At 68.7% G+C, this 24,242-nt stretch carries 22 protein-coding genes; 8 read left to right on the plus strand and 14 right to left on the minus strand.

Annotation, left to right across the window (positions count from 1 at the left end):
• The first annotated feature begins 36 nt into the window (after positions 1–36).
• A complete protein-coding gene (kefF, locus tag HAV22_RS11670; RefSeq protein WP_166859247.1) occupies positions 37–624 on the plus strand; it encodes a glutathione-regulated potassium-efflux system oxidoreductase KefF in 588 nt (195 codons plus the stop codon).
• Positions 614–2,422, plus strand: coding sequence for a glutathione-regulated potassium-efflux system protein KefC (gene kefC, locus HAV22_RS11675; RefSeq protein ID WP_166859248.1), 1,809 nt, complete (start codon positions 614–616; stop codon positions 2,420–2,422). Before kefF ends, kefC begins: the two co-directional genes overlap by 11 nt.
• Before the next feature lie 88 nt (positions 2,423–2,510).
• Here kefC and HAV22_RS11680 read toward each other — a convergent pair whose 3' ends face one another.
• The 4 genes from HAV22_RS11680 to HAV22_RS11695 all read right to left on the minus strand — a co-directional run bounded on the left by HAV22_RS11680 (position 2,511) and on the right by HAV22_RS11695 (position 8,503).
• Positions 2,511–3,467 (minus strand): glycoside hydrolase family 43 protein, encoded by a 957-nt coding sequence (locus tag HAV22_RS11680; protein WP_166859249.1) that lies wholly within the window; start codon positions 3,465–3,467, stop codon positions 2,511–2,513.
• Between the two features lie 7 nt (positions 3,468–3,474).
• A complete protein-coding gene (locus HAV22_RS11685; protein ID WP_166859250.1) occupies positions 3,475–6,291 on the minus strand; it encodes a TonB-dependent receptor in 2,817 nt (938 codons plus the stop codon).
• A 97-nt stretch (positions 6,292–6,388) separates the two neighbouring features.
• A complete protein-coding gene (locus tag HAV22_RS11690) occupies positions 6,389–7,429 on the minus strand; it encodes a LacI family DNA-binding transcriptional regulator (RefSeq protein ID WP_229421191.1) in 1,041 nt (346 codons plus the stop codon).
• 84 nt (positions 7,430–7,513) lie between these two features.
• The gene (locus HAV22_RS11695; protein ID WP_166859251.1) at positions 7,514–8,503 is read right to left on the minus strand and encodes a hypothetical protein; all 990 of its coding nucleotides are present in this window, start codon (positions 8,501–8,503) and stop codon (positions 7,514–7,516) included.
• A gap of 276 nt (positions 8,504–8,779) precedes the next feature.
• Here HAV22_RS11695 and HAV22_RS11700 point away from each other — a divergent pair, with 276 nt between their 5' ends.
• Complete coding sequence (locus tag HAV22_RS11700; protein ID WP_166859252.1) at positions 8,780–9,094, plus strand: hypothetical protein; 315 nt, start codon at positions 8,780–8,782, stop codon at positions 9,092–9,094.
• 2 nt (positions 9,095–9,096) lie between these two features.
• Here HAV22_RS11700 and soxR read toward each other — a convergent pair whose 3' ends face one another.
• Positions 9,097–9,549: a redox-sensitive transcriptional activator SoxR gene (gene soxR / locus HAV22_RS11705; RefSeq protein WP_166859253.1), complete on the minus strand. Its 453-nt coding sequence runs from the start codon at positions 9,547–9,549 to the stop codon at positions 9,097–9,099.
• Positions 9,550–9,624: 75 nt separating this feature from the next.
• Between soxR and HAV22_RS11710 the strand changes: the two genes are divergently transcribed.
• A complete protein-coding gene (locus tag HAV22_RS11710) occupies positions 9,625–10,077 on the plus strand; it encodes an ester cyclase (RefSeq protein WP_166859254.1) in 453 nt (150 codons plus the stop codon).
• A 3-nt stretch (positions 10,078–10,080) separates the two neighbouring features.
• On the opposite strand, the gene HAV22_RS11715 is transcribed toward HAV22_RS11710, so the two are convergent.
• The 6 genes from HAV22_RS11715 to HAV22_RS11740 form a co-directional block, all read right to left on the minus strand.
• Positions 10,081–11,199, minus strand: coding sequence for an ABC transporter ATP-binding protein (locus tag HAV22_RS11715; RefSeq protein WP_166859255.1), 1,119 nt, complete (start codon positions 11,197–11,199; stop codon positions 10,081–10,083).
• A 16-nt stretch (positions 11,200–11,215) separates the two neighbouring features.
• On the minus strand, positions 11,216–12,043 hold the full coding sequence (locus tag HAV22_RS11720; protein WP_166859256.1) for a carbohydrate ABC transporter permease: 828 nt from the start codon (positions 12,041–12,043) through the stop codon (positions 11,216–11,218).
• Positions 12,040–12,945 (minus strand): carbohydrate ABC transporter permease, encoded by a 906-nt coding sequence (locus HAV22_RS11725; protein WP_166859257.1) that lies wholly within the window; start codon positions 12,943–12,945, stop codon positions 12,040–12,042. The genes HAV22_RS11720 and HAV22_RS11725 overlap by 4 nt, the downstream gene beginning before the upstream one ends.
• Positions 12,946–12,952: 7 nt before the next feature.
• Entirely contained in the window at positions 12,953–14,260 is a 1,308-nt protein-coding gene (locus HAV22_RS11730) for an extracellular solute-binding protein (RefSeq protein WP_371869615.1), read from the minus strand.
• A gap of 100 nt (positions 14,261–14,360) precedes the next feature.
• Positions 14,361–16,382, minus strand: coding sequence for a glycoside hydrolase family 2 protein (locus HAV22_RS11735; protein WP_371869616.1), 2,022 nt, complete (start codon positions 16,380–16,382; stop codon positions 14,361–14,363).
• 103 nt (positions 16,383–16,485) lie between these two features.
• Positions 16,486–18,288, minus strand: coding sequence for a family 43 glycosylhydrolase (locus HAV22_RS11740; protein ID WP_166859258.1), 1,803 nt, complete (start codon positions 18,286–18,288; stop codon positions 16,486–16,488).
• Positions 18,289–18,431: 143 nt separating this feature from the next.
• Here HAV22_RS11740 and HAV22_RS11745 point away from each other — a divergent pair, with 143 nt between their 5' ends.
• The 4 genes from HAV22_RS11745 to merP are packed head-to-tail and all read left to right on the plus strand — an operon-like array spanning position 18,432 to position 20,818.
• Positions 18,432–18,986, plus strand: a complete 555-nt coding sequence (locus tag HAV22_RS11745; RefSeq protein ID WP_166859259.1) for a TlpA family protein disulfide reductase — start codon at positions 18,432–18,434, stop codon at positions 18,984–18,986.
• A 25-nt stretch (positions 18,987–19,011) separates the two neighbouring features.
• The gene (locus tag HAV22_RS11750) at positions 19,012–20,130 is read left to right on the plus strand and encodes a transglutaminase-like domain-containing protein (RefSeq protein ID WP_166859260.1); all 1,119 of its coding nucleotides are present in this window, start codon (positions 19,012–19,014) and stop codon (positions 20,128–20,130) included.
• Positions 20,131–20,144: 14 nt separating this feature from the next.
• Positions 20,145–20,519, plus strand: coding sequence for a mercuric transporter MerT family protein (locus HAV22_RS11755; protein WP_166859261.1), 375 nt, complete (start codon positions 20,145–20,147; stop codon positions 20,517–20,519).
• A gap of 11 nt (positions 20,520–20,530) precedes the next feature.
• Positions 20,531–20,818 carry a mercury resistance system periplasmic binding protein MerP gene (gene merP / locus HAV22_RS11760; RefSeq protein ID WP_166859262.1) on the plus strand — a complete coding sequence of 96 codons (288 nt, stop codon included), beginning with the start codon at positions 20,531–20,533 and terminating at the stop codon, positions 20,816–20,818.
• Here the strand turns inward: merP and HAV22_RS11765 are convergent, their stop codons facing one another.
• The 3 genes from HAV22_RS11765 to HAV22_RS11775 all read right to left on the minus strand — a co-directional run bounded on the left by HAV22_RS11765 (position 20,819) and on the right by HAV22_RS11775 (position 24,178).
• On the minus strand, positions 20,819–22,033 hold the full coding sequence (locus tag HAV22_RS11765) for an MFS transporter (RefSeq protein WP_371869617.1): 1,215 nt from the start codon (positions 22,031–22,033) through the stop codon (positions 20,819–20,821).
• 103 nt (positions 22,034–22,136) lie between these two features.
• Positions 22,137–23,282, minus strand: coding sequence for a serine hydrolase domain-containing protein (locus HAV22_RS11770; RefSeq protein WP_166859263.1), 1,146 nt, complete (start codon positions 23,280–23,282; stop codon positions 22,137–22,139).
• Between the two features lie 89 nt (positions 23,283–23,371).
• Complete coding sequence (locus HAV22_RS11775; RefSeq protein WP_166859264.1) at positions 23,372–24,178, minus strand: glycoside hydrolase family 16 protein; 807 nt, start codon at positions 24,176–24,178, stop codon at positions 23,372–23,374.
• Between the last annotated feature and the right edge of the window lie 64 nt (positions 24,179–24,242).

Raw genomic sequence — 24,242 nt, forward strand, 5'->3', positions numbered from 1 at the left:
AATCCGGCCAGCCACGCGCAACGACGAACCCGACGCATGAACGAACCCGACATCCTGGTGATCTACGCCCATCCGGCACCGCACCGCTCGCCCATCCACCGCCGCCTGGCCGAGACGGCGCGGGCCTTGCCCGGGGTGGACCTGTGCGACCTGTACGAAACCTATCCCGACTTCGACATCGACGGCGAGCGCGAACGCGCGCGCCTGGCGGCCGCGCGCCTGCTCGTCTTCCTGCACCCGTTCCGCTGGTACGGCATGCCGGCCATCGTGAAGGAATGGATGGACGTCGTCCTGCAGCCCGGCTGGGCCTACAACGACGACAACCACGAGGGCGTATGCGCGCTGCGCGGCAAGACGTTCTGGCTCGTCACGACGACGGGCAGCGGCCCCGATGCGTACGGGCCCGGCGGCCTGCACGGCCGGCCGTTCGCCGATTTCCTGCCGCCGTACGAAGCGGCGGCCGCGTTGTGCGGCATGGACTGGATCGCGCCGCTCGTCCTGCACGGTGCGGCGCAGGCGGCGCCGGAGGTGATCGACGCGTTCGCGGCCGAATTCCGCCACCGGCTCGAAGGCTATGCGGGCCTTGCGGCCGCCACCCAACAGGAGCGCGCCCATGGAGCATAACCTGCTGCAGAACGCTCTCGTCTACCTGGGCGCCGCCGTACTCGTCGTGCCGCTGGCGAAACGCCTCGGCATGGGCGCGGTACTGGGTTATCTCGTCGCCGGCATCGTCATCGGCCCGTTCGGTCTTCGCCTGATCGCGGACGGCGAGGACGCGCTGCACTTCGCCGAGTTCGGCGTCGTGCTGCTGCTGTTCCTGATCGGCCTCGAACTGGAGCCGAGCCGCCTGTGGGCGCTGCGCCGCCCGATCTTCGGCTGGGGCGGTGCGCAAGTCGCCGGCGTCACGGCGGGCCTGTTCGGCGCAGCTCTCTTGGCCGGCATCGACTGGAAGATCGCGCTGATCGCGGGCCTCGGGCTGTCGCTGTCGTCCACGGCGATCGCGCTCGCGTCGCTGGAAGAACGCAACCTGATGTCGACACCGGCCGGCCAGGCCGGCTTCGCGATCCTGCTGTTCCAGGACATTGCCGCGATCCCGATGATCGCCATCGTGCCGCTGCTGGGCGTGCCGGAATCGGCGGGCGGCGGCGGCAATGCGTGGATCGCCGCGCTGAAGGTGGTGGCCGTGCTCGCGGGCCTCGTCGTCGCCGGCCGTTTCCTCCTCCGGCCGCTGCTGCGCATCATCGCAAAGACGGACGCGCGCGAGATCTTCACGGCGTTCGCGCTGCTGCTCGTCATCGCGATCTCGCTGCTGATGCAATGGGTCGGCATGTCGATGGCCCTGGGCGCCTTCATGGCCGGCGTCCTGCTCGCGGATTCCGAATACCGCCATGCGCTCGAGACGGACCTGGAACCGTTCAAGGGCCTGCTCCTTGGGCTGTTCTTCATTGCCGTCGGCATGTCCGTCGACTTCGCCGTGTTCCTCGCACAGCCGGGGCTCGTGCTGGGCCTCGTCGCCGGCTTCCTCGTCATCAAGGTCGCCGTGCTGTACGGCCTGTCGCGTACACTCCGCATCGCGCGCGGCCAGCACCTGCAGTTCGCGCTGCTGCTCGCGCAGGGCGGCGAATTCGCGTTCGTCGTGTTTGGCGCGGCGGCGACGGCGCGCGTGTTCTCGCCCGAGGTGGGGTCGATCCTCGTCGTGGTCGTCGCGCTGTCGATGGTCGCCACGCCGCTCGCGCTGATGGCGTACGACGGCATCGCAGCCCGGCGCGAATGCGGCGCCAGCCAGCGCGAGGCCGACCGTATCGAGCCGAACGAGGACCACGTCATCGTCGCCGGCTTCGGCCGCTTCGGCCAGATCGTCGGCCGCTTCCTGAATGCGAACCACGTGCGGCTGACGGTGCTCGACCACGACCCGGACCAGATCGAGGTGCTGCGCCATTTCGGCTTCAAGGTGTTCTACGGCGACGCGACGCGGCCCGACCTGCTGCGCGCGGCGGGTGCCGCGAAAGCGCGCGCCGTCGTCGTCGCCATCGACGACATCGAGGACAGCCTGCAGCTCGTCGACGCCGTCCGCCGCGAGTACCCCGACCTGCCCGTGTTCGCGCGCGCCCGCAACGTCACGCACTACTACCAGCTGATGGACCGCGGCGTGCAGATGATCGAGCGGGAGACGTTCGAGTCGGCGCTGCGGCTGGGCCGCACCGTGCTGACATCGGGTCTCGGCCACAGCGCGTATGCCACGCGCCAGGCGGCGGTGAAATTCAGGCGGTACAACAAGCAGACGCTCGATACCGTCTACCCGTATTACAAGGACCGCGAGACGGCCGTGTCGGTGGCCAAGCAGGCGCGCGAGGAACTGGAGGCGATGATGTCGCGCGATCGCAAGGCGTTCGACGAGGAGGCCGGCAGCGATTGGGACTGAGTGCCTGCGAGCCGGTAGGGTGGGCACCCCGTGCCCACGCGTAACGCCTGCGTAATGCTAACGTCCGCGTGGGCTCAGGGAGCCCACCCTACGGCGTCGGCTGCTCGGTCCAAGTGGGGCCCGGCGTCGTCGGTCTGCCGCCGACCCAGTCCAGCCGGTCGATGCACATGCGCCGCGCCGTCTGCGCCCGGTCCCACGCGTGGTACACGATCCACGTGCTCTGCCCGTCCGGCCCCGTCGTGAACGAGTTGTGCCCCGGCCCCAACAGGTCGCCGCCTTTCGGCGTGCGCATCAGCAGCGCCTCGTGGCCCCCCACCGGCCGCGTGTACGGCCCGAGCGGATGATCGGCCACCACCCAGCTGACGCCATAGTTGTCGCGCTCCCACGCGCCGCCGCTGTAGAAGCAGTAATAGCGGCCGTCGTGGCACAACACGGCCGCGCCCTCCACCGTGTGCCAGTCGTACACGGCGCCATACATCGAGCGGCTCCTGCGGAACACGTGCCAGTCCTCGTGCGGACGGACGACGACGCGCGGCTCGCCAGCCAACGTGATCATGTCCACGAGGCGGTCGACGACGATGCCCGTGCCCACGCGGTCGTCGTCCGTCGCATCGAGAAAGTCGACGCAATAGAACAGATACCACTGGCCATCGCTTGCCCGGAACGGGTGTCCGTCGATGGCGAACGCCTGGCTTGGGACGAGCAGCTTGCCGCTGTCGACGAACGGCCCGGCCGGATGGTCGGCCACCGCCACGCGCAGCTTCTGGTCCGTACCTTCCGCCTGCGATCCCGCCGAGTAGTACATGTAGAAGCGGCCGGCGTGGCTCGCGACTTCCGGCGCCCAGTAGTGCGTCTCGCCGATCGGCAGCAACGCGTGGCCGACCGGTTGCCAGGCCACGAGGTCCGTCGAGCGCAGTACCGGCACCTGGCGGCCGTCCGGCGCGCCCGGCGCCGTCCCGTACGCGTAGTAGACACCGTCGTGGTGCAGCACGAACGGGTCGGCCATCACGTCGGGATACACCGGGTTGCGGTACGTCGTCGCCATGCCGGCCTCACAGCGAGAAGCGCAGTCCGAGCCCGTACGTCGTCGGGTTGTAGCGGATGTCGCGCGGGATCATCGGCGAGCCCAGATAGCTCTCGTACTTCTCGTGCGTCAGGTTGACGGCGTCGAATTGCACGGACACGTTCTTGTTGATCGCGTACGAGACGGTGAGGTCGACGTACGTGGCCGCCTTCACGATGCGGTCCATGTTGAAGCGCGGCTCGGCAATCTGCTCCACGAAGCTGCCGCGGTGCGTGGCCGCCAGCCGGCCCGTGATGCCGTTGCCCTCGTACAGCAGCGCAAAGTTGTAGTTCTTCTTCGCGACGTTCGTCAGCGCCGTCGTGCGGAATTCAGTGCTCGTCGGCGAGACGAGTGTCTGGTTGTCGCCGTCGATCCATGTGTAGTTGAACTGCGCGCCGAAATTGCTCCACGGGGCCGGCAGGAAGTCGAAGAACTTCTGGATGCCGAGTTCCGCGCCGCGCAACGTGCCCGTGCCGGAATTTTGCGGACGCGTCACGCGATAGGTCTGGCCACCGATGATCTCGTCCGACTCCATGTTCTGCAGATAGCCGTTGATGTCGCGGTGGAACAGCGCGATCTGCGCATAGCCGTTCTTCGGGAAGTAGTATTCGAGCGTGGCGTCCGTGTTCACGGAGCGCGTCGGCCGCAGGTTCGGATTGCCGGCCGATCCCGTGCCCGGCGCGTTGACGGTCGGTGGAATCAGCGAGAGCGCGGGGTTCAGCGACGCGAAGTCCGGCCGCGTGATCGTCTTGCCGACCGAGAGGTGCGACTGCAGGTTCTCGCGCCAGCCGACGACGGCCGCGAAACTCGGCAGGAAGTTGTTCTCGGACGAATTCACGTCGATGGGCGTCACGACGTCGCCGATGCGGCTGTTGCCGTTCAGGTTGCGCGCGACGTGCACGTAACGCGCACCCACCGTGCCGGACAAATCGATGTCGCCCGCCTTCGTCTTCCAGCGCGCCGCGAGATACACCGTGTTCGTGCTTTCGCGCTGGCCGAAAGCGCGGGTCGGATCTTCGGCCACGCGGCCCGGCGCGGCGCCGTAGAACGCGCGGACGGCATCGGCCTGGTCGATCAGGAAGTCGCGCGACGGCGTCAGCCACGGTCCGCCGAGGCGGTCGAGGCCCGGCACCAGGGCTTCGAACCCCGGGCCGAACGCGTCGACCGGGTTGGCCCGCACGTCGCCCGTGATGTCGCTGTGGCCTTCGGCGCCCTGGAAGCTGGCCCGGTGCGTCGACAGGCGCAGGCCCGCGTCGACGCCGGAAATGAAGCCGTCGCCCATGCGGTACGACACGTCCCCGCGCCACTGCGCCTGCTCGCCTTTCGAGACGCCCCAGTTCTGCACCATCCCGCGCAGCACGAACGCGCGCGGGTCGCGCAGCGCGACGGGGCTCGTCGGCGTGCTCACGCTGTTGTAGCCGCCGTGGCCGTCCGCGCCGTACGTGTAGACGCCGACGCTGGCGCCGGGAATCTGCTGGTCGACGATCACCGTGTCGTTCACGAACGTCGACTTGGTCCAGCCGAAGTTCGTGCTGCCCTTCCACGGACCGTCGTGGTAATTCAGGCCCACGTTCAGGAAGTGCGACGTCGTGTGTTCCTTCACGCCCCACGTCGACGTGGCCGTGTAAGGGTCCCAGTCGTACGGTCCGCCGAACTGCTTGGCCTGCGCATACGCGGACTGGATCGGGCAGATGACCCCTTCCGGCGTGTTGCAGTAGCCGCCCTGCGGCGCCAGCTGCACGTCGGTCAAGGTGGGCGTCCACGTCGTGATGGCGAGGATGTAGTCGACGGCGCTGCGCGCGCGGTAGCCCGTGCCGAGGTATTGCACGTTGGCTTCCAGGTTGGGGTTGACTTTCCACTGGAAGGCGCCGTGGATGCTGCCGCGGTCGCGATCGCCCGCGTTGTAGATGCCGCCCACGTTCGGCAATTCGCCCAGCCGTGCGTCGGGCGTCAGCGGCGCGGGCGGACCACCCCCCAGCCGCGTGCCCACGCCGTTCGCGTCGACGGAATGGACGTTCACCGGCCGGTCCACCCACTGCACGGGATAGCCCCAGTGCTCGCGGTTGAACGCGACGTCGAACAGCGCGCCGATCTCGCCATAGCTCGTCTTCCAGCGGTTGCTGGCCGAGAAGCCGATGCCCGGATTGTTCTTCGTCGGCGTCGCGCTGGACCCCGTCACCTTCTGCCGGCGGTCCTCGACGTAGCCCGTGACGCTCAAGCCCTTCAAGTCGAACGGCTGGCGCAGCCGGACGTCGATGCCGCCCGCGATGCCACCCTCGAGCTGGTTCGGCGTCGCCGTCTTGTACACATCCAGGCCGCCGATCGATTGCACGGGAAGGTCCTGGTATTGCAGGCGGCGGCCGTTCCCGGTGAAGTATTCCATGCCGTTCAAGGTCGTCGTGACGTCCGGCAGGCCGCGGATGATGACCTGGCTCGTCTCGCCGCGGTCGCGCCCGACCTGCACACCGGCGATGCGCTGCAGGGCGTCGCCGGCGGCGCGGTCCGGGAATTTGCCGATGTCATCCGCGTTGACCGAGTCGACGACCTGCACGGAATCGCGCTTGATCGTCTCGGCGCTGCGGATACTGCTGCGCAGGCCGGTGATGGTCACTTGCTGAATTTGTGCGCCCGGTGCAGGGGCGGGTTGCGACGACGCGGCCGGCGTCACGGGCGCTTGCGGGGGGACTTCCGCAGGCGCGCTGGACGTCTCCGTCGTCACTTGGTTGCCGTTGGTCTGGGCGCCGGCCGCGTGGGCGCACAGCGCAAGGATGGCCGCGTACACGGGCCGTCTCTGGAACGTGGTCATGCGATTCTCCTCTCGATTATTAGTAATAATTATTATCTCGAAGCTAACGCAAACGCAGTCGCGGCGACGCACGCTTGAACACGGTCGACAGGGGGTATCAGGCCGTCGGCGGCGCCACGGAATCGCGTGCCACCAGAGGGCATTCCATCTTGATGTGGGCCTTGGCGGCGTGGTTCGCGCGCACTTGCGCGATGAGGGAATCGGCCGCCCAGCGGCCCATTTCGTAGTTTGGTAACAACACTGTGCTCAGCGGTGGATGCGTGTAGCGCGCGATGTCCTGGTCGTCATACCCGACGATGGACAGGTCGCGCGGCACCGCGAGCTTGCGCTCGCGCGCAGCGTCCAGTGCGCCGATCGCCATCAGGTCGTTGGCGCAGAACAATGCAGTCGGCCGTTGCGGCAAGGCCAGCAGGTCGAGTGCGCGGGCGTAGCCGTCGGCCACCTGCCAGTCGCCGGCGCGCACGAGGGCGGGGTCGTACGGGATATCGGCCGACGACAGCGCCTGGCGATAGCCCTTCAACCGCTCGGCCGCCGCCTCGATCCACTGCTCGCCGTTGATGAAGCCGATGCGCCGGTGGCCGGCCTCGATCAGGTGCATCGTCGCGGCATACCCGCCCAGCAGCTCGCCCGGCACGACGGACGAGCGCGTACGTTCGCGCGCGTGGCAGTTCAGCAGGACGGTCGGCGTGTCGGCCAGCGCCGCCGGCACCGTCACGGCGCGGGTGAAGATCGTCGAATAGATCACGCCCAGCAACGCGGGATGGCCCAGCATGCGGGCGAACACGGCCCCTTCCCGCTCCGGGTCGCCCCGCGTGGCGAACACGGCGACGAGGCAGTCGTGCTCCCACGCGGCTTCCTTCGCGCCGTCGATGGTCTGCATGGCGTGCGGGCTCGTCGTCAGCTCGTCCGTGAGGTACACGATCAGGTTGCGGGCCGTGGTTTCCGCGGCGGCGTGCGCATGCCGTTCGACCGGATAACCGAGCTCGCGCGCGATGCGCAGCACGGCGTCGCGCGTGACCTTCGACACTTTCGCGCCGCTCATGTGGTTGATGACCAGCGACACCGTCGACTGCGAGACGCCCGCCAGCTTGGCGATGTCGGTCATCGTGGGGCGACGGGGACGCGGCGGCCTGGTCATGGGTGATCGCATTGGCAAAAGAACATCATTCGCACAACAGTATCACTAATTATTACCTGGCGCCAGCGTGCCACGGGCGCCCCGTCATCGCGCATGCGAACCATCCCCGCAGCCGGCGAAATAATCGGAGAATGCGCGCACGAACCGCTCGACGTCGGCGGCGGGAAGCAGGTTGATGCCCGCCGCCGCGCGCCTGCCGCCGCCGCCGGGAAACGCCTCGCACAACACGTTGGCGGGATGCGTGCCCGGTGCGCCCGAACGCACGCTGACGACGAACGCGCCGTCCGGACACGGCGTGAGCACGGCAAAGGCGCATGTAGACTCGGCGGCCGCGACGCGGTTGGCCAGCACGCCGGACACGCGCCGCGCCCAGCAGGCATCGGGCAGCACGTACACGGCGCCGTAATCCCATTCCCATTGCGGCTGCAGGCCGCTCATGCGCGAGCAATCGTCGCGATACCCCTCGGCCAGCATGCGGTATTCGGCCGACGCGGCGATGAACGCGAACGGATCGGCGTACGGATGGAGCGCCCGGTACAGGGCTTGCGGCGCGAAGTGAAGGTCGTCGACGCACTCGCCGTACGCGTTGTAATTCAAGACCGTGCCCAGATCCGCGAGCGCATCGGCCTGCGTAGTGGACAAGCCCATGCCGGCCGCCAGCATGCGTGCCGGACCGGCCAGGTTGTCGCCGAACGCCGCCGCGACGGCCCAGGCCCGGTAGCGTCCTCCGAGGTGGCGGTCGACGAGGAGGCTCGTGCACACGGCGGGATCGTCGTCCCAGAACAGATGCAGGCACGGATGCGCGAACGCGTGCCGCGCCGAATGGTGGTCGAACCACGTCACGTGCGCGCCGGCGTCGAGGACGGCGCGCAGGGCCGCCGCATTCGCATCGATGGCGATGTCGAACACCATCACCTCCGCGTCCGCCGCCGCATCGACCCGGCGGAGCAGCGCCACGTCGCGCTTGACGCCGGTGACGAGCGTGCTCTCGGCCGGATACGCGAGACGCCACTGGTGCTGCGCGCAGATGCCGTCGGCGTCGCCATTGAACACGTCGAAGCGTCGGACGTCCATGGTCAGCGCAGCCGATGCGCCACGTGGTCGAACGGTCTCTTTGCCCGATCGACGACGTTGTGGCGTACGAGACTGTGCGCGCGTGGAATGTGCAACATGTATCCCCCGTGAGTGGTCCGAGTTAAGTCATCAAGGTACGGTTCAGGACATCATATAACGCGATCATGCCGAGAAGCACAACGTTATTCAATCACTTATACTCGTGCGATGCCGACATCAAGGGAGGGCCCGTGGATGCTGACACAGCGTGCAATGTCGGTGGGAACAAGGACAAGCATGGATGAGAAACAGCGAAGCGAGCTCGTACAAATGGGATGGGCAATCCACGGCGCCGTCGAAAGCGCTTACCTGAGCCACCCGGCCACCCGGAATGTCCCCGCTGAATGGAAGGAAAAACAGCGTTTGCTTCTGGCGGATATGGCGATCCATTTGCTGCAGACCGTACTGAAACCGGGCCCCATCGAGTTGGATCAGCTGAAAAATAACCTCCATTCGATTCTGACCCTGTCGGATCAATTCTTGCCACATGCCGAGTTAAAAGCGGCGACCCGAAAACTGTACGACGAAAGCCCCGTCGCACCCGTCTCTTGATCTCATAACCGTTGCGGTCCGCTCCCGTGCTCCGACAACTGGTCCAGCGGATTGCGCAGCTTGCACGCGTCGATCGACAGGCACCCGCAGCCGATACAGTCGTCCAGCTGGTCGCGCAAGCGCGTGAGCTGCGCGATGCGGTCGTCGAGTTCGGCCCGCCACAACCGCGACAGGCGGCTCCAGTCCGCCTTCGTCGGCGTGCGTTCTTCCGGCAGCGACGCCAGCGCGGCGCTGATCGCGGCGAGCGGGATGCCGATGCGCTGCGCCACCTTGATGATGGCCACGCGCCGCAACACGTCGCGTCCATAACGCCGCTGTCCACCCATGCTGCGCACGCTGCGGATCAGGCCCTTCGACTCGTAGAAATGCAGGGCCGACACGGCCAGGCCGCTGCGCCGCGCCACCTCGCCCACCGTCAATGGCCGCCCGACGTCGGCCGGATCGATCTTTCCCACATTATCTCCTTGACCTCAAGTTAACTCGAGGTTTTACACTGCTTTCCATCGCTACGCAACTACGAGGAGAACCGCATGAACGAAGCCATGACGACCGTCGACATGAACAAGGCCCTGGTCCGCGCGCTGTACGAGGACTGCATCAACGGGCGCGACCTGGACCGGCTGGATACGCTGGTCGGCGCCGATTTCGTCGGGGCCCGCGGCGAACGGGGCCCGCGCGAATTCCGCGCGACGATCGAAGCCGTGCTGACCGGGTTTCCCGGCGTGCGCTTCGAGGTGCACGACCTGTTCGGGGAGGCCGACAAGGTTGCCGCACGGTGGACGTTCCGCGCCGTGCACGGCGGCCGCTTCGCCGGCCTGCCGCCGAGCCGGGCGGAGGTCACGCAGGAAGGCAACGTGATCTACCAGCTGCGTGACGGCCGGATCGTCCGCGCCTGGCTGCAGGCGGACCGCCTTGGCGTGCTGCAGCAGATCGGCGTCGTGCCGCAGACGTTTGCCCAGCCGGGCGAGCCGCGCCCGATCTGACGGTCAGGACCCGGTGGTGGCGAGCTCGCGCAGCATGGGCAGCGCAGCGCCCTGCCCGTCGAACAGCCACGCGCGGGCCGGGTCGAAGCGCAGGTGGACGGGCGACCCCGGCGCCGGCAGCGGGACGTCCGGCGGACATTTCGCGGCCACCATGCCTTCGACGCCGTCGACCTGGACGTACGCCAGCGTGACGTCGCCCAGGTATTCGGCCAGCGCGAGGCGGCCCGGAATGCCCGCACCGCCGGAGGTGTCCAGCCGCAGGTGTTCGGGCCGCACACCGAGCGTGAGCGCCGCACCAGGTTGGACCTCGCTTGCGTCGGCCGCCACCTGAGCAACTCCGCCTCCCGGCACGCGCACGGTCGCAAGGCCGCCGGCCTGCCCAGCCAAGGTCGCTGGAAACGCATTCATGCGCGGCGAGCCGAGAAAGCCTGCCACGAACAGGTTCGCGGGCCGCTCGTACAATTCCACCGGCGTGCCCGCCTGCTCGATGCGGCCGCCGTTGAACACGACGATCTTCTGGCCCAGTGTCATCGCCTCAACCTGGTCGTGCGTCACGTAGATCATCGTCGCGCCCAGTTCCTTGTGCAGGCGCGCGAGCTCCACGCGCGTCTGCGCGCGCAGCGCCGCGTCCAGATTCGACAGCGGTTCGTCGAACAGGAACACTTCCGGCTTGCGCACGATGGCGCGGCCGATCGCGACGCGCTGCCGCTGCCCGCCGGACAGGGCCTTCGGCTTGCGGTCCAGCAGGTGCGCGATCTGCAGGATCTCCGCCGCATGCCGCACGCGCTCCTGGATCTCCGGCTTCGGCACATTCGCCAGCTTCAACGCGAATGCCATGTTCTCCGCGACGGTCATATGGGGGTACAGCGCGTAGCTCTGGAACACCATCGCGATGCCGCGCCGCGCCGGCTCGATCGTGTTGCTGACGACGCCGCCCAGCTCCAGCGTGCCGCCCGTGATGTCTTCCAGGCCCGCGACCATGCGCAGCAAGGTCGACTTGCCGCAGCCGGACGGCCCCACGAAGACGACGAACTGGCCGTCGTCGATGTCGAGGTCGACGCCCTTGATGACGGGGTTGTCGCCGTAGCTCTTGCGGATGCCGCGCAGCCTCACCGATGCCATATGATCACCCTGCTCCTTATCCTTTCAAGCCGCTCGCCGCGAGGAAGCCCTGCGTCACGCGGCGCTGGAACAGCACGTACGCGAGCGCCACGGGCAACGCGCCCAGCAGCGCGGCTGCCATCAGCTGGGCATAGCGCACGCCGAACGCGTCGTACGTCTGCGTGAGGCCCAGCGGTATCGTCATCATATCGTTGGACGTGACGATGATGAAGGGCCACAGGAAGTTGTTCCACGCGGCGATGAACGTGACGATCGCCATCGCCCAGACGATGTTGCCCGAAATCGGGAGGTAGACGCTCCACAGCACCCGCAGCGGCCCGGCGCCGTCCATCACGGCGGCCTCGCGGAAATCGGCGGGGATCGCGTCGAAGAACTGCCTGAACACATAGATCACGACCGGCGCCACGACCTGCGGCAGCACGATGCCGGCGTACGAATTGATGAGACCCAGCTGGTGCATCGTGCGGAACAGCGGCACGAGCAGCGCCTCGAACGGCAGCAGGAAGCCCAGCATCGCGATGCCGAACACGATGCCGCGGCCCTTGAAGCGCAGCTGCGAGAAGGAGTACGCGGCCATCAGGCTGATCGCCATCGTCACGACGGTCACCAGCAGCGCGACGGCGAAACTGTTCAGCAGCCAGCGCACGACGTTGCCCGCGCCGAGCGTCTTGCGGTAAGCGTCCAGGGTCCACGTCTGCGGCAGCCAGTGGAAGCGTGTGGCCACCGTCTCCAGTTCCGGGCGCAGCGACGTGGACAGCGCCCACAGCAGCGGAAACGCCCACAGCGCCGCGAGCACGACGGCGCACAGCGCGCCCGCGACGGTCCAGAACGGCGTCCGCTTCATGCGTCTCTCCGCGCGAGACACTTGACGATCCAGGCTTGCACCAGCGACAGCAGGACGACGATCGCGACGAACGCCATCGCGATCGCTGCCGCATATCCGGCGTCGCTCTGCGTGAACGCGGTCTCGTACATATAGTGCAGCGCGACGCGCGTCGTGTTGAACGGGCCGCCGCTCGTCAGGATGTAGGTCTGGCCGAACACCTTCAGCGACGCGATCAGCTGCAGGATCACGGCGGTGGATACGACGGGGCGCAGCGCCGGCCACGTGATCGTGCGGAACAGCGTGAAGCCCCGCGCGCCATCCAGTGCCGCCGCCTCGTACAACTCGGCCGGGATGTTGCGCAGGCCGGCGAGGAACAGCAGCACGTTGAAGCCGACCGTCCACCAGATGGTGCCGATGGCGACGGCCGGCAGCGCCCAGTGCGGGTCGGCGAGCCACGCGCGCTCGCCGCCGAGGACGTGGTTGACGACGCCGGACGACGGCTGCAGCATCCAGTCGGCGATGAGGGTCATCACGGAGATCGGCAGCACGAACGGCAGGAAGAACGCGCCCTGCAGCCAGCCCTGTACACGCGCAAAGCGGTCGACGAGAAGCGCCATCAACAGGCCGAGGGCGCACAGTGGAATCACGGTCAGCAGCGCGAAATAGAACGTGTTGCCGACGGAATCCCAGAACGACGGGTCATTGAGCAGGGTGTGATAGTTGTCCAGGCCGACGAAGGCATTCGTGCGCGTCAGGCTGCTTTCCGTGAGGCTGAGCCAGAGCGTCTCCAGCGCCGGCACGAAGAAGAACAGGCCGAACGCGGCGAGGAATGGCGCCAGCAGCAGCCAGGCGGGCAAGGTGTCGCGCCGTGCCGTCGTGGGGCCGGTGTGCGGGGCGAGCGTCGTGTCGTCGCGGCGCATGCGGACCTCAATAACGGGGCGGACGCTTGCGCACGAGGCGTGCCGCTTCCGTCTCGAACCGGTGCACGGCCTGCGCGGGTGTCATGTAGCCGTACAGCGCAGCCGGCAGGAATTTCGATGCGATGGCTTCCAGCGGCCCCGCGGCCCCCATGTACCAGCCGTCCGGGTCGTATACGGCGTCGTTCGCGGCCTGCGCGTACAGCGCGTTCGGCATCAGGCTCTTCGCGGCGGCCGATTCCGCGACGGGCGCGTACGCGGGGATGTGGCCACCCTGCGCCCATCCCAGCGAGTGCTGGCTGACGTAGGCGACGAAGCGCAGGATGGCCTGCACTTTCGCCGGCGTGGGTTCGTGGCCGGGGTTCGCCGGCAGCGCGAACGCGTGCGAATCGGCCCACGTGGAGGCGTTCGCATACATTTTCGGCAGTGGCACGATGCCGTACTCGAAGCCCAGCGTGCCTGCCTTGGTCGCCCGCACCAGTTCCGGCACTTCCCATACGCCGTTCAGCATGAATGCGGCATTGCCGCCCATGAACTGGCTCGTCGACGCGGGGTAGTCGAGGCCCGCCTGCGCATAGCCGCGCGTGAACCAGTCGCTGATTTGCGCCAGGGTCGCCGCCCCCGCCGGGCCGTACGTGAAGCGGCCGTTCGCGATGATGGTCACGTTCTGCTGCGCGAGCATGGACAGCCACAGGCGCCAGATGGCGTACGAACTCTGGCTGCTTTCCATCGTCAGACCGCGCCGTCCCGTGCGCTCCGTGGCGGCGCGGAACGCGGCCGTCAGTGCGGCGACGCCATCGATCGGCCTCAGGTTGCCCGCGGCGTCCAGCAGGCCGGCCTGGCCGGCGAGCGTCGTGTTGTAATACAGGACGAGCGGGTGCACGTCGAGCGGCACGGCGTACGTGCGGCCCTCGTACTGCGACTTGGCCCACTGGCGCGGCAGGTAGTCCTGGCCGCGCAGGCCAACGGACGCCAGCTCGGCCGGGGAAATGGGCCGCAGCACGCCGCCGCCCGCGAGATTGACGATGCGCGACAGGTGGATCGTCGCCACGTCCGGCCCGGCGCCCACGACGGACGCGGTGATCAGTTTCGTATAAAAGGGTTCGCCCCATCGCAGGGTCGTGCTGACCACGCGCACGTCGCGCTGGCTGGCGTTGAAGTCGTCGACCAGCGCCCGCATGCGCGCGCCGTCGCCGCCCGAGAGCAGCGTCCACATCCTGACTTCGACCTGCGCCCGCGCGGGGGCGCTACCGCCCGCCAGCACGAGGAACAGGGTCGCAAGCAGCGCGGCGGCGCGCGGGAATCCGCGTCGCGCCACGTCGTCTCCTTGTTAGTGCCTGCCTACCAAACGCACGCGCCGCGGTGATGCACGGTGGGCACGGGGTGCCCACCCTACGGTCTGCGCCGGGCGGCGATGGTCAGGCCACCTTCCGCCGCGCGCGCGCTCCGGGAGCGCCACGCCCGCGGCGTTCGAAGCCCGGCGGACGCCCGGACGGTCCCGGTGCCGGCGTGGGCTCCGTGGGCGGCCCGTCCGGCTGGGCGGCCTGCGGGGGCTGGCGCTCTCCCGGATAGGCTAACACTTCCGCCGTTTCTCCGACGCGCGTCCACTCGACGGGGAAATCGGGCCCCCGCCGCGCGCGCCAGCGCTGGCTGTGGCCGAGCGGGTCGAGCACCCAGTCCTGCAGGTGCGCCTGGGGGCCGCGCGTCGCCTGCGCCAGCGCGTCGATCGGGGCCTTCGGCACGCGCTCCGCGGTCAGCAGGCCGTTCTTTTCCAGGAAGGTGTCGGTGAGCTGCGTATAGCAGAAGCCGGACAGCGGCCGGCATTTGTGGATCGCCGCCATCGATTGCTGGTAACGGGCCAGCAATTCCTTGCTGTCCTTCGCGACCGAATAGCCCCAGCCGGCTTCGTCGCCCGGAGTCGACATGGCGATGCCGCCGAATTCGGAGAGGAACAGCGGGCGCCCCAGCCCCGTGAAGCCATCGATGACCAGCTTGCGCCGGTCGGGCTGGACGTGTTCCAGCGTGTAGGCGACGGCTTCGCGGGTACCGTAGCGTTCCAGCAGCACGGCCGGGTCCTGTTCGTAGTCGTGCACGCACACGAGGTCGCCGCACGGCATCTCCCAGCCGTCGTTGCCGACGACGGGACGCGTGCCGTCCAGCGCCCGCGTCATGTGGTACAGCGCGCGCACGAAGTCGACCTGGCGCCGATCGTTCATGAGCTCCGGCACGCCCCACGATTCGTTCGTCGGGACCCACGCGACGATGCACGGGTGCGAGATGTCGCGCTCGACGAGTTCCTTCCACTCTTCCATCACGCCGTGCACGGTCGCGCTGGAGAAGCCGTAGGCGGACGGCATCTCGCCCCACACGCACAACCCCAGCACGTCGCACCAATACAGCCAGCGCGGGTCTTCGGATTTCTGGTGCTTGCGCACGCCGTTGAAGCCGAGCCGCTTGATGAGCAGGACGTCGTGGCGGAGCTGGTCGCTCGACGCCACCATCAGGCTGTCGGGCCAGTAGCCCTGGTCGAGCACCATACGCAGGAAGTATGGGCGGCTGTTCAGCACGAAGCGGTCGCCTTCCACGCTGACGGTGCGCAGCGCCGTGTAGCTCTGCACGCTGTCGATGAGGCTCCCGTCCGCCGCGCGGATCTCGATCTCGGCATCGATCAGCTGCGGGCTTTCCGGGCTCCACATCCACAGGCCGCGCGCATCGTCGATGCCGGGGTCCGGCAGCTGGAAGATACGCGACAGGCGCGGCCCCGTCAGCAGGCAACGGTCGTTGACGAGCAGCCGGTCGCCCAGCTTGAGCGTGACGTTGGCCATGCCGCCTTCGGGAACATGGGCGATGTCGGCATCGAGGCGGATCTGCCACCTGGCCACGTCCGCCGTCCAGCGCAGCTGCGCCACGTGGGCGCGCGGCACCTTTTCGATCCAGACGGTGCGCCAGATGCCGCTCGTGCGCGGATACCAGATCTTGTGCGGCTCCGGCTCCCAGTCCATCTTGCCGCGCGGCTTGTTCATGTCCTTCGGATCGTCCTCGGCCTGCACGGCCACGTCGAGGATGGAACCGTCGAGGTGGCGCGTGACGTCGAGCGAGAACGGGCTGTGGCCGCCGCGGTGCTCGACGGCGAAACGGCCGTTGACCCACACGCGCGCCCGGTAGTTGACGGCACCGAAGTGCAGCATCAGCCGCTCGTCCGGCCCGGGCACGAGGCCGGGGTCGAGCGAGATCTGGCGCCGGTACCACACGCGCCGGCGGTAGCCGAGGTCGTGCACGCCGCTGGCGCGCGCTTCGGGTGGATACGGGACGACGATCGTGCGGTCGAACGGCACGTCCGCGGGGTCGACATGCTGGGCCGTATCGTCGAACATGGCCTGCCAGGGGCCGTCGAGGCTGCGCCAGGCGGCGCGCCGCAATTGTGGGCGGGGATATTCCACGTTTGCGCTCCTTCGTCTTCTGTTCAACCTACTCTAATGAGCTGCGCCCCGCGCTGGCAAGCCCTTTCACGCACGGTTACAAAGAGGTTGTAAAGGCGTCGTATCAGCGAGACAGACGGGCCACGGACACGCGCGCAAACACGGCGCGGTGGCCGGCGCCGCCCATCGCGACGAGGCCCAGCCGGGCCTGCGGCCCGAGCCGGTGCGTCCACGTCGCGCCGCCGACCCACGTGCTGCCGTCGCGGCTCGAATACGCCGTATAACGTTCTTCCCCACCCATCCGGTGGACATCGAGGCGCAGCCACGTCGTCGGCGCGGGCGTGCCGACGACCGTGTTGCCGTAGCGGGGATAGTGCGCCGGCGCGGGCGCCAGCTCTTTCGCGAACTCGACCTGGTGCAGCCCGCCGTGCGCCATCTCGACGAGCTTGACGTAGTTGTCGTCGTCGCGCATGACGACGAAGCCGGCCTGCACCGCGGTCGCGCAGCACGCGTCGGGCGTGTCCAGCGTGAACTCGGCCTCGATGCGGTAATCGCCGTCGGGCAGCGGCGTTTGCAGGACGCTCGCCGTGTTCGTGTCCGCGTGGAGATCGGTCGCCCCGGTCGCCAGCGCCAGGCCCTCGTTGCCGAGCGACCAGCTGTCCTCGGCGGGTGCGCGCAACCAGGTCCAGCGTCCGTCGAGCTTGGGGCCCCGGAACGTGTCCGCCCACAGCGGCAGCGCGCGTTCCGCCGGCGCCTGCGCGGGCGCGGCTGCGCGCGGGCGTGCGCCCGGCGTGACGGCGGGTGCGGCGCGCGGCGCATCGCTGGGCGCCCCCCGCGCGACGGGCCAGCCGCCCACCCAGTCGATACGGTCGAGCAGCGCGACGCGCCGCGTCAGATTGTCGCGCGCACTGAAGAACGGCTCGCCCAGGTCGATGCCGTGGTAGATCGTCCACCACTGCCCGGCCGCGTCGGGAAAGACGGTGTTGTGGCCGACGCCCACCCAGCGGTTGCCGTTCTGAAACAGGACCGGGGTGCCGCCAGCGCGGGGCGCGGCCAGGTCCTGCCCGAGACTGTCGACGAACGGCCCGGCCGGCGTGCGCGCCCGGCCCACGTAGACGGCATACCCGGTCAGCGGGCCGTTGCAGCAATCTGTTGTCGACGCGAACAGATACCACCAGCCGTCGTGCTGCACGACCTCGGCGCCCTCGTAGCGCCACGCGGCACCCACGCGTTTCGGTTCGCCTTCTGCCACGAGACCGTCCCCACGCAGCGGCTGCACGAAGATGCCGCCCCCGTAGCTGCCGTAATAGATCCACTTGCGACCGCCGTCCTCGACGACCTTCGGATCGAACGTCCACTGGAAATCGCAACCGGGGCCCGCGCGGCGCGGCGGCACGACGGGCGCGGCCGCCGGCACCCACGGGCCGGCCGCGTTCTCCGCGATGGCGACGCCGATGGCGCTGTCCTTGTCGCAGCCCGGCTGCGGACTGCGCGCGTCCGCCACGTCCGTCACGGTGAAATAGAGGAAATAACTGCCGTTCAGGTATTCCGGTTCCGGCGCCCACAGGCCGGACGTCGGCGCCGCCAGTCCTGCCGGACGGTCCGCGAACGCGTCCCCGACGTAGTTCCAGTGCACGAGGTCCGTCGAGCGATAGATGGCGATCATGTGAAAATGCCAAGGACCGGATTCGCCGTGTTGCGGGCGCTCCGTCTTGCTGACCGGGTCGCTCGTGCAGTACAGATACCACGTCGGCGCCTTGGCGCGCGGATCGCGCAGCACGGCCGGGTCGGCGCAGTTCTGCGCGGCGTCGCCATTCGCCAGGCGCACGGGCAACGGATTGCGGTACGTGGCGGCCGGCGCGGCCCAGGCCGGGATGGCCAGCGCGAACGCCATGATCCAAGCCGCGAGATGTCCGAACGATACCATCGCCCCTCCTTGAGTTGGCGCGAGCTTATCCCAAGCCGCCGCGGCAGGTTGCACGGTTGCGAAATGGGGCCGCCGCGGCGGGCGCCGAAACGTGCGCTCTGGTATCATGGCGCCTGTTTCCGCTTCGATTTCGCACGCCAACGATGCCCACCACGATGTTTCCCCGCATGGCCGCCCGCTTGCTGTTCGCGATACTGCTGGGCGCCGGCGCGGGTGCCGCCGCGGCGAAGGACACGCAACTGCGTCCCTGGCCTGCCGGCCAGCCGACGCCCGCGCTGCAGGTGACGGGCCTCGACGGCAAGACATGGAACCTCGCCGCGTTGCGCGGGAAGGTCGTCGTCGTGAACTTCTGGGCCGCCTGGTGCGGTCCATGCGTCGACGAGCTGCCCGTGCTGGGCGCGCTGGCGGCACGCGACGGCGTGGTGGTCGCGGGCGTCAACTACAAGGAACCGCTGACGAGCATCCAGAAGTTCACCGCCGCGCATCCGCTACCGTACCTCGTGCTGCGCGACCGCACGGGCGACGCGTTCAAGCGCTGGACGCCCGGCGTGATGCCGACGACGATCGTCGTGGACCGGCGCGGGCGTGCGCGCTGGCGCACGGTGGGCGAGATTCCGCCGGACGACACGCAGCTGCGCGCCGCCATCGACGCGCTGCTGGCCGAGCCGGCAGCGCAACGATCACACAACCAAAAATAGAAACAGAGAACAAGGGAAAACGACAATGCAAGACTCCGACCTGAACCCCATCCGCCGTGCGCTGCTGAAAGCGGCCGGCGGCATCGCCCTCGCAGCGGGCCTGCCGCGCACCGTGCTGGCCGCGCCAGAGCAGGAACGCCATTTCGACCCGCGCCCGGGCGACTGGAAGAGCTATGAGGTGGTGACGAAGGTGAGCCTGCAGCATGCGTCCGGCCCGTCGACCGTGTGGATTCCGCTGCCGTCGATCGACACGGAATGGCAGCGCAGCCTCTCCAGCAACTGGACGGGCAACGCGGCCAGGACGCACGTGCAGACCGACCCGCACTACGGCGCGCGCTTCCTCGTCGCCGAATTCGACGGGCGCGTGCCGCCGGCGCTGGAAGTCGTCTCGCGCGTACAGACGCGCGACCGCGCCGTCGACTGGAAACGCCAGGCGCGGGGCACGGAGACCGCCGAGGACCTGCGCCTGTGGCTGCAGCCGACCGACCTGATGCCGCTGGACGGCATCGTCAAGAAGACTGCGCTGACGATCACGAAGGGCGCGCGCACGGACGAGGAAAAAGTCCAGCGCCTGTACGACTGGATCGTGCTGAACACGTTCCGCGAGCCGAAGGTCAAGGGCTGCGGCACGGGCGACATCAAGACGATGCTCGAGACGGGCAACTTCGGCGGCAAGTGCGCGGACCTGAACGGCCTGTTCGTCGGCCTCGCCCGCGCGTCGGGCGTGCCGGCACGCGACGTGTACGGCATCCGCATCGCGCCGAGCGCGTTCGGCTACAAGGAACTGGGCGGCAAGCCGGCCGCGCTGCAGGGCGCGCAGCACTGCCGTTCCGAGGTGTACCTGAAGCGCCATGGCTGGGTTGCGATGGACCCGGCCGACGTGGCCAAGGTCATGCGCCAGGAAACCCCGGACTGGATCAAGGACCCGGACAATCCCGTCGTCGCGCCCGTCAAGCATGCGCTGTTCGGCGGCTGGGAAGGCAACTGGATGGGCTATAACTTCGCCCACGACGTGCGCCTGCCCGGCTTCACGGCCGGCAAGGTCGGCTTCCTGATGTACCCGCAGGCGCAGAGCGGCGGCGAAACGTACGACCCGCTCGCTCCGGATTCGTTCAAGTACACGATCACGTCGCGCGCCATCTGACCCGCCGATCCGTCATGCCCACGCTCGCCCGTCAACCCGTCGATAGTACCGACCGCAAGGCCGGCAGGCTGATCGCCGTCGCCGTACTGGCGTCGCTGCTCGCGTCCACCTGCTGCGTGCTGCCGCTCGCGCTCGTGCTGGCCGGCGTGACGGGGGCGTGGATGGCCAACCTGCAGGCCATGAAGCCCGTCACGCCCTATGCCATCGCCCTGACGCTCGGCGCGCTGGCGTGGGCGGGCTGGCTCGTGTTCCGCCCGGCGCGGGCCTGCGACATCGCGGACGGCGCTTGCGCGACGACCCGTCCCCTGCTGCGCCGCGTGTTCATCGCCTGCGTACTGTTCGTCGCGCTGTTGCTGGGCTTTCCGCTGATCGCCCCGTTGTTCTATTGAGGACCGCCATCATGACTCCAACCCGCACCCTCGCCCTCCTCGCGCTGCTCGCCGCCGCCCCGTTCGCCGCGGCCAAGCAGCAGACCGTGCAGCTCACCGTGCCGACGATGGACTGCGCCACCTGTCCCATCACCATCAAGACGGCGCTGTCGAAAGTGCCGGGTGTGTCGAAGGTCCAGGTCAGCTACGCGAAGCGCGAAGCCATCATCGTCTACGACGACGCGCGTGCCACCCTTGCCGACCTCAAGAAGGCAACCGAGGACGTCGGGTATCCGGCGATGCTCAAGACGTCGCACTGATCAGGCGCGCCGCTCGGTCAGGAAGACGAGCAGCACCGCCCCGATCAATCCCATCCCCACGGCGCACGCGGCCTGCCAGCCGCCGTGCGCGAAACTCCACGCCCCGAGCGCCGATCCCGTCGCGCCGCCCAGGAAGAAGGTCGCCATGTACAAGCCGTTGACGCGCCCGCGCACTTCCGCGCCCAGCGCATAGATCGCTCGCTGCCCCAGCACGAGGTTGCCCGATACCGCGAAGTCCAGCGCGACGGCCGCCGCCACGAGCAGGCACAGGTTAGTCGTGCCGCCCGCGGCCGCGTGCAACGTCGGCACGAACGACAACAGGCCGAGCGCCATGCAGAACGCCGTCGCCGGACGGGTCCAGCCGCGGTCCGCCACGCGGCCGGAGATCGGCGCCGCGATCGCGCCCGCGACGCCGGCCAGCGCGAACCAAGCGATGTCGCGCTGGTTCATGCCGTAGGCCGGGCTCGCGAGCAGCAACGGCGTCACGGTCCAGAACACGCTGAACGCGCCGAACATGCCGGCCTGGTAGATGGCGCGCCGGCGCAGCACGGGCAGGTCGCGTACGAGGCCCCGCATCGATGCGAGCAGCGCGGGATACGCGAGCGCCGAATGCGGCCGGCGCGGCGGCAGCAGCACGCGCAGCACGAGCGCGAGCCCCACCATCAACACGGCCGACAGCCAGTACACGGCCTGCCACGACCACATGTGCGTGACGAAGCTGGCGACGGGGCGGGCCAGCATGATCCCGAACATCAGCCCGCTGACGACGTTGCCGACGACGCGTCCGCGCACGTGTTCGGGCGCCATGTGCGACGCATACGGCACGAGCACCTGCACGGCGACGGCGCCGAAGCCGATCAACAAGGCGCAGGCGAGGAATACGGGCGCCGGATGGGCGAGCAGCGGAACGAACGGCGCCGCCACGAGCGCCAGCACGAGCAGGCCCACGAGGGCCAGCACGAGGCGGCGGTTTTCCAGCAGGTCGCCCAGCGGCACGACGAGCAGCAGACCCGCGCAATAGCCGATCTGCGTGAGCGTGACGAGCAGCCCCGCGGCGCCGGCCGGCAGGCCGAGAGCTTCGCGAATCGGGCCAACGAGCGGCTGCACGTAATACAGGTTCGCGACGATCAGGCCGCATGCGGCGGCGATCAGGAGCATCAGCCACGTGGGCATCGCGGGGTGCGCCGCGACGTCAAGGCGGGAACGGTCGAGCACTGGGCTGGGCAAAGGCGGTGAAGTCAATCCTGCGCTCCGGGCAAAACAGCAAGTGTAACGCGCGCTGCCGATTCCTGCCGGCCCGCGCGCGGTTCGCCTGCCGTCAGGGCGCGTCCATCCAGTCGTATTCCCAGCTCCACGGCATGTCGTCGGGACCCAGCGCCTGCCGGCCCAGTTCCGGGTACAGGCGCTCGGCGCGCACGTCGTTCGACAGCATCACGACGCAGCGCTGGCCCGTCTCCATGCACAACACGAAGTTGGCCGTCGTGTCGTCATGGCCGCCCTTGAACCAACCCGTCCCCGAGCGGTCCTCGAACGTGACGACACCCAGGCCCGCCGCCAGCTTCTGGGGCCACGCGACGTCGCCGCCGGCCAAGGTGGGGAACTGGTGGCGCGAGGTGATGGGGAGCCAGCCCGTCGCGAGGGCGGCGCGCGTGTCCGGGCGCAGGCCGTCGCCGCGCATGATGCCCGCCCACAGCTTGGCCTGGTCGGCGATCGTCGTGTCCATCGACCCGGCCGCGCGCACGCGGTAGCGCCGCTCGTGCGGCTGCATGGCGCCGTCGAAGCCGTAGCCGTCCGCCACGTTCTCGGCAAAGTCGGGCCGCCAGTGCATGCTCGTGTTGCGCATGCCGAAGCGGTCGAAGACGCGGTGCTGCATCTCCTGGCCCACGTCCAGGCCCAGGCCCCGCTCGACGATCAGCTGCAGCAGCGAGTAGCCCTCGCCCGAATACGCATAGCGCGAGCCGGGATCGAAGTGGATGTGCAGGCGGCCGTCCGGTTCGAGCCACCGGAAGTTCGCGAAGCCGCCGCTGTGCGCGAGCAGCATGCGCGGCGTGAGCGCCTGCCAGCGCGGGTCGCCGGCGAGGTCGGAAAAGTCGAACGGGCGCACGTGGTACGCGGGCAGGGGTTGCGGCAGCAGCTTCGTGACGGGCGCATCGAGATCGAGTTTGCCCTCGTCGGCCAGCTGCAGCACCATGTACGCGAACGCGGTCTTCGTGAGCGACGCGCCGGACATCACCGTGTCAGGCGTCAGTGGCTGGCCAAGCGCCGCGTTGCGCGTGCCGAACACGCGCACGCGCGCGACCTGGCCATTCTCGATCGTCGCCAGCGCCAGGCCCTGTACCTGCTCGCGCCGCATGACGCGCTGCACCTCGGGGTCGGACAGCGATTGCAGGGGTCGCAGCGGGGGCGCGCAGCCCGCCATCGTCCAAGCCGCCACGCCCAGCGCCCACCATCTCCCCAACCGCATGCATCCTCCACGACCCGCCGGCACCGCCCCGCGCGGCGCCACAACCCGTCATGATGCCATGCCTGCGCAAAAAGCGCCGGGCGCGCCCGTCATTGCGCGCGGCGGTACACGCGCACGTAGTCGACGAGCATCTGCTGCGGGAACGCGGTCGTGGCGTCCGGATTGCCGGGCCACCCACCGCCGACGGCCAGGTTCAGGATCACGAAGAACGGGTGTTCGAACACCCAGTCGCCTTTGACGCTATCGGCCCGCGCCGTGTGGTACAGGATGCCGTCGCGGTACCAGCGGATCTCGCGCGGTTCCCATTCGACGGCATAGACATGGAAGCCGTCGGCATACGTGCCCCGCTCCAGGACGGACGGCTTGCCGATGCCGTGGTCGCCGCTGTAGCCCGGGCCGTGGATGGTCCCGTGGATGGTGCCCGGCTCGCGCCCGATGTTTTCCATGACGTCGATCTCGCCGCAGCGGGGCCAGCCGGCCTTGTCGACGTTCGCGCCGAGCAGCCAGAACGCGGGCCAGATGCCCTGCCCGCGCGGAATCCTGATGCGCGCCTCGTAGCGGCCGAACGTGCGCTCGACCTTGCCGGCCGTCTTGATGCGGGCCGACGTGTAATGACGGCCGCCATAGTCCTCGCGGCGCGCTTCGATGACGAGGTTGCCGCCGTCCACGCGCAGGTTTTCCGGCCGCGTCGTGTAGAACTCCAGTTCGTCGTTGCCCCAGCCGTTGCCTCCGGTCTCCGGCACCCATGTCGTGCGGTCCAGCACATGGCCTTCGAATTCGTCGCTCCAATCGAGCACCCAGCCGGGCGGCGCCGCCGGCGCTGGGGACACCTGGGCCGCACCCGCCACGGACATCCATGCCGCGGCTAGCACGGCCGCGATCCTGCGCGTTGTCATTTTTTCTCCTTTGCGGACCTGGCGCGAGACGGCTTGAAAATGGAAACGCTACCAATCCGTTTCC

Origin of the sequence: Telluria antibiotica, assembly GCF_011682055.1 — a bacterium.
Taxonomy (GTDB): Bacteria; Pseudomonadota; Gammaproteobacteria; order Burkholderiales; family Burkholderiaceae_D; genus Telluria; species Telluria antibiotica.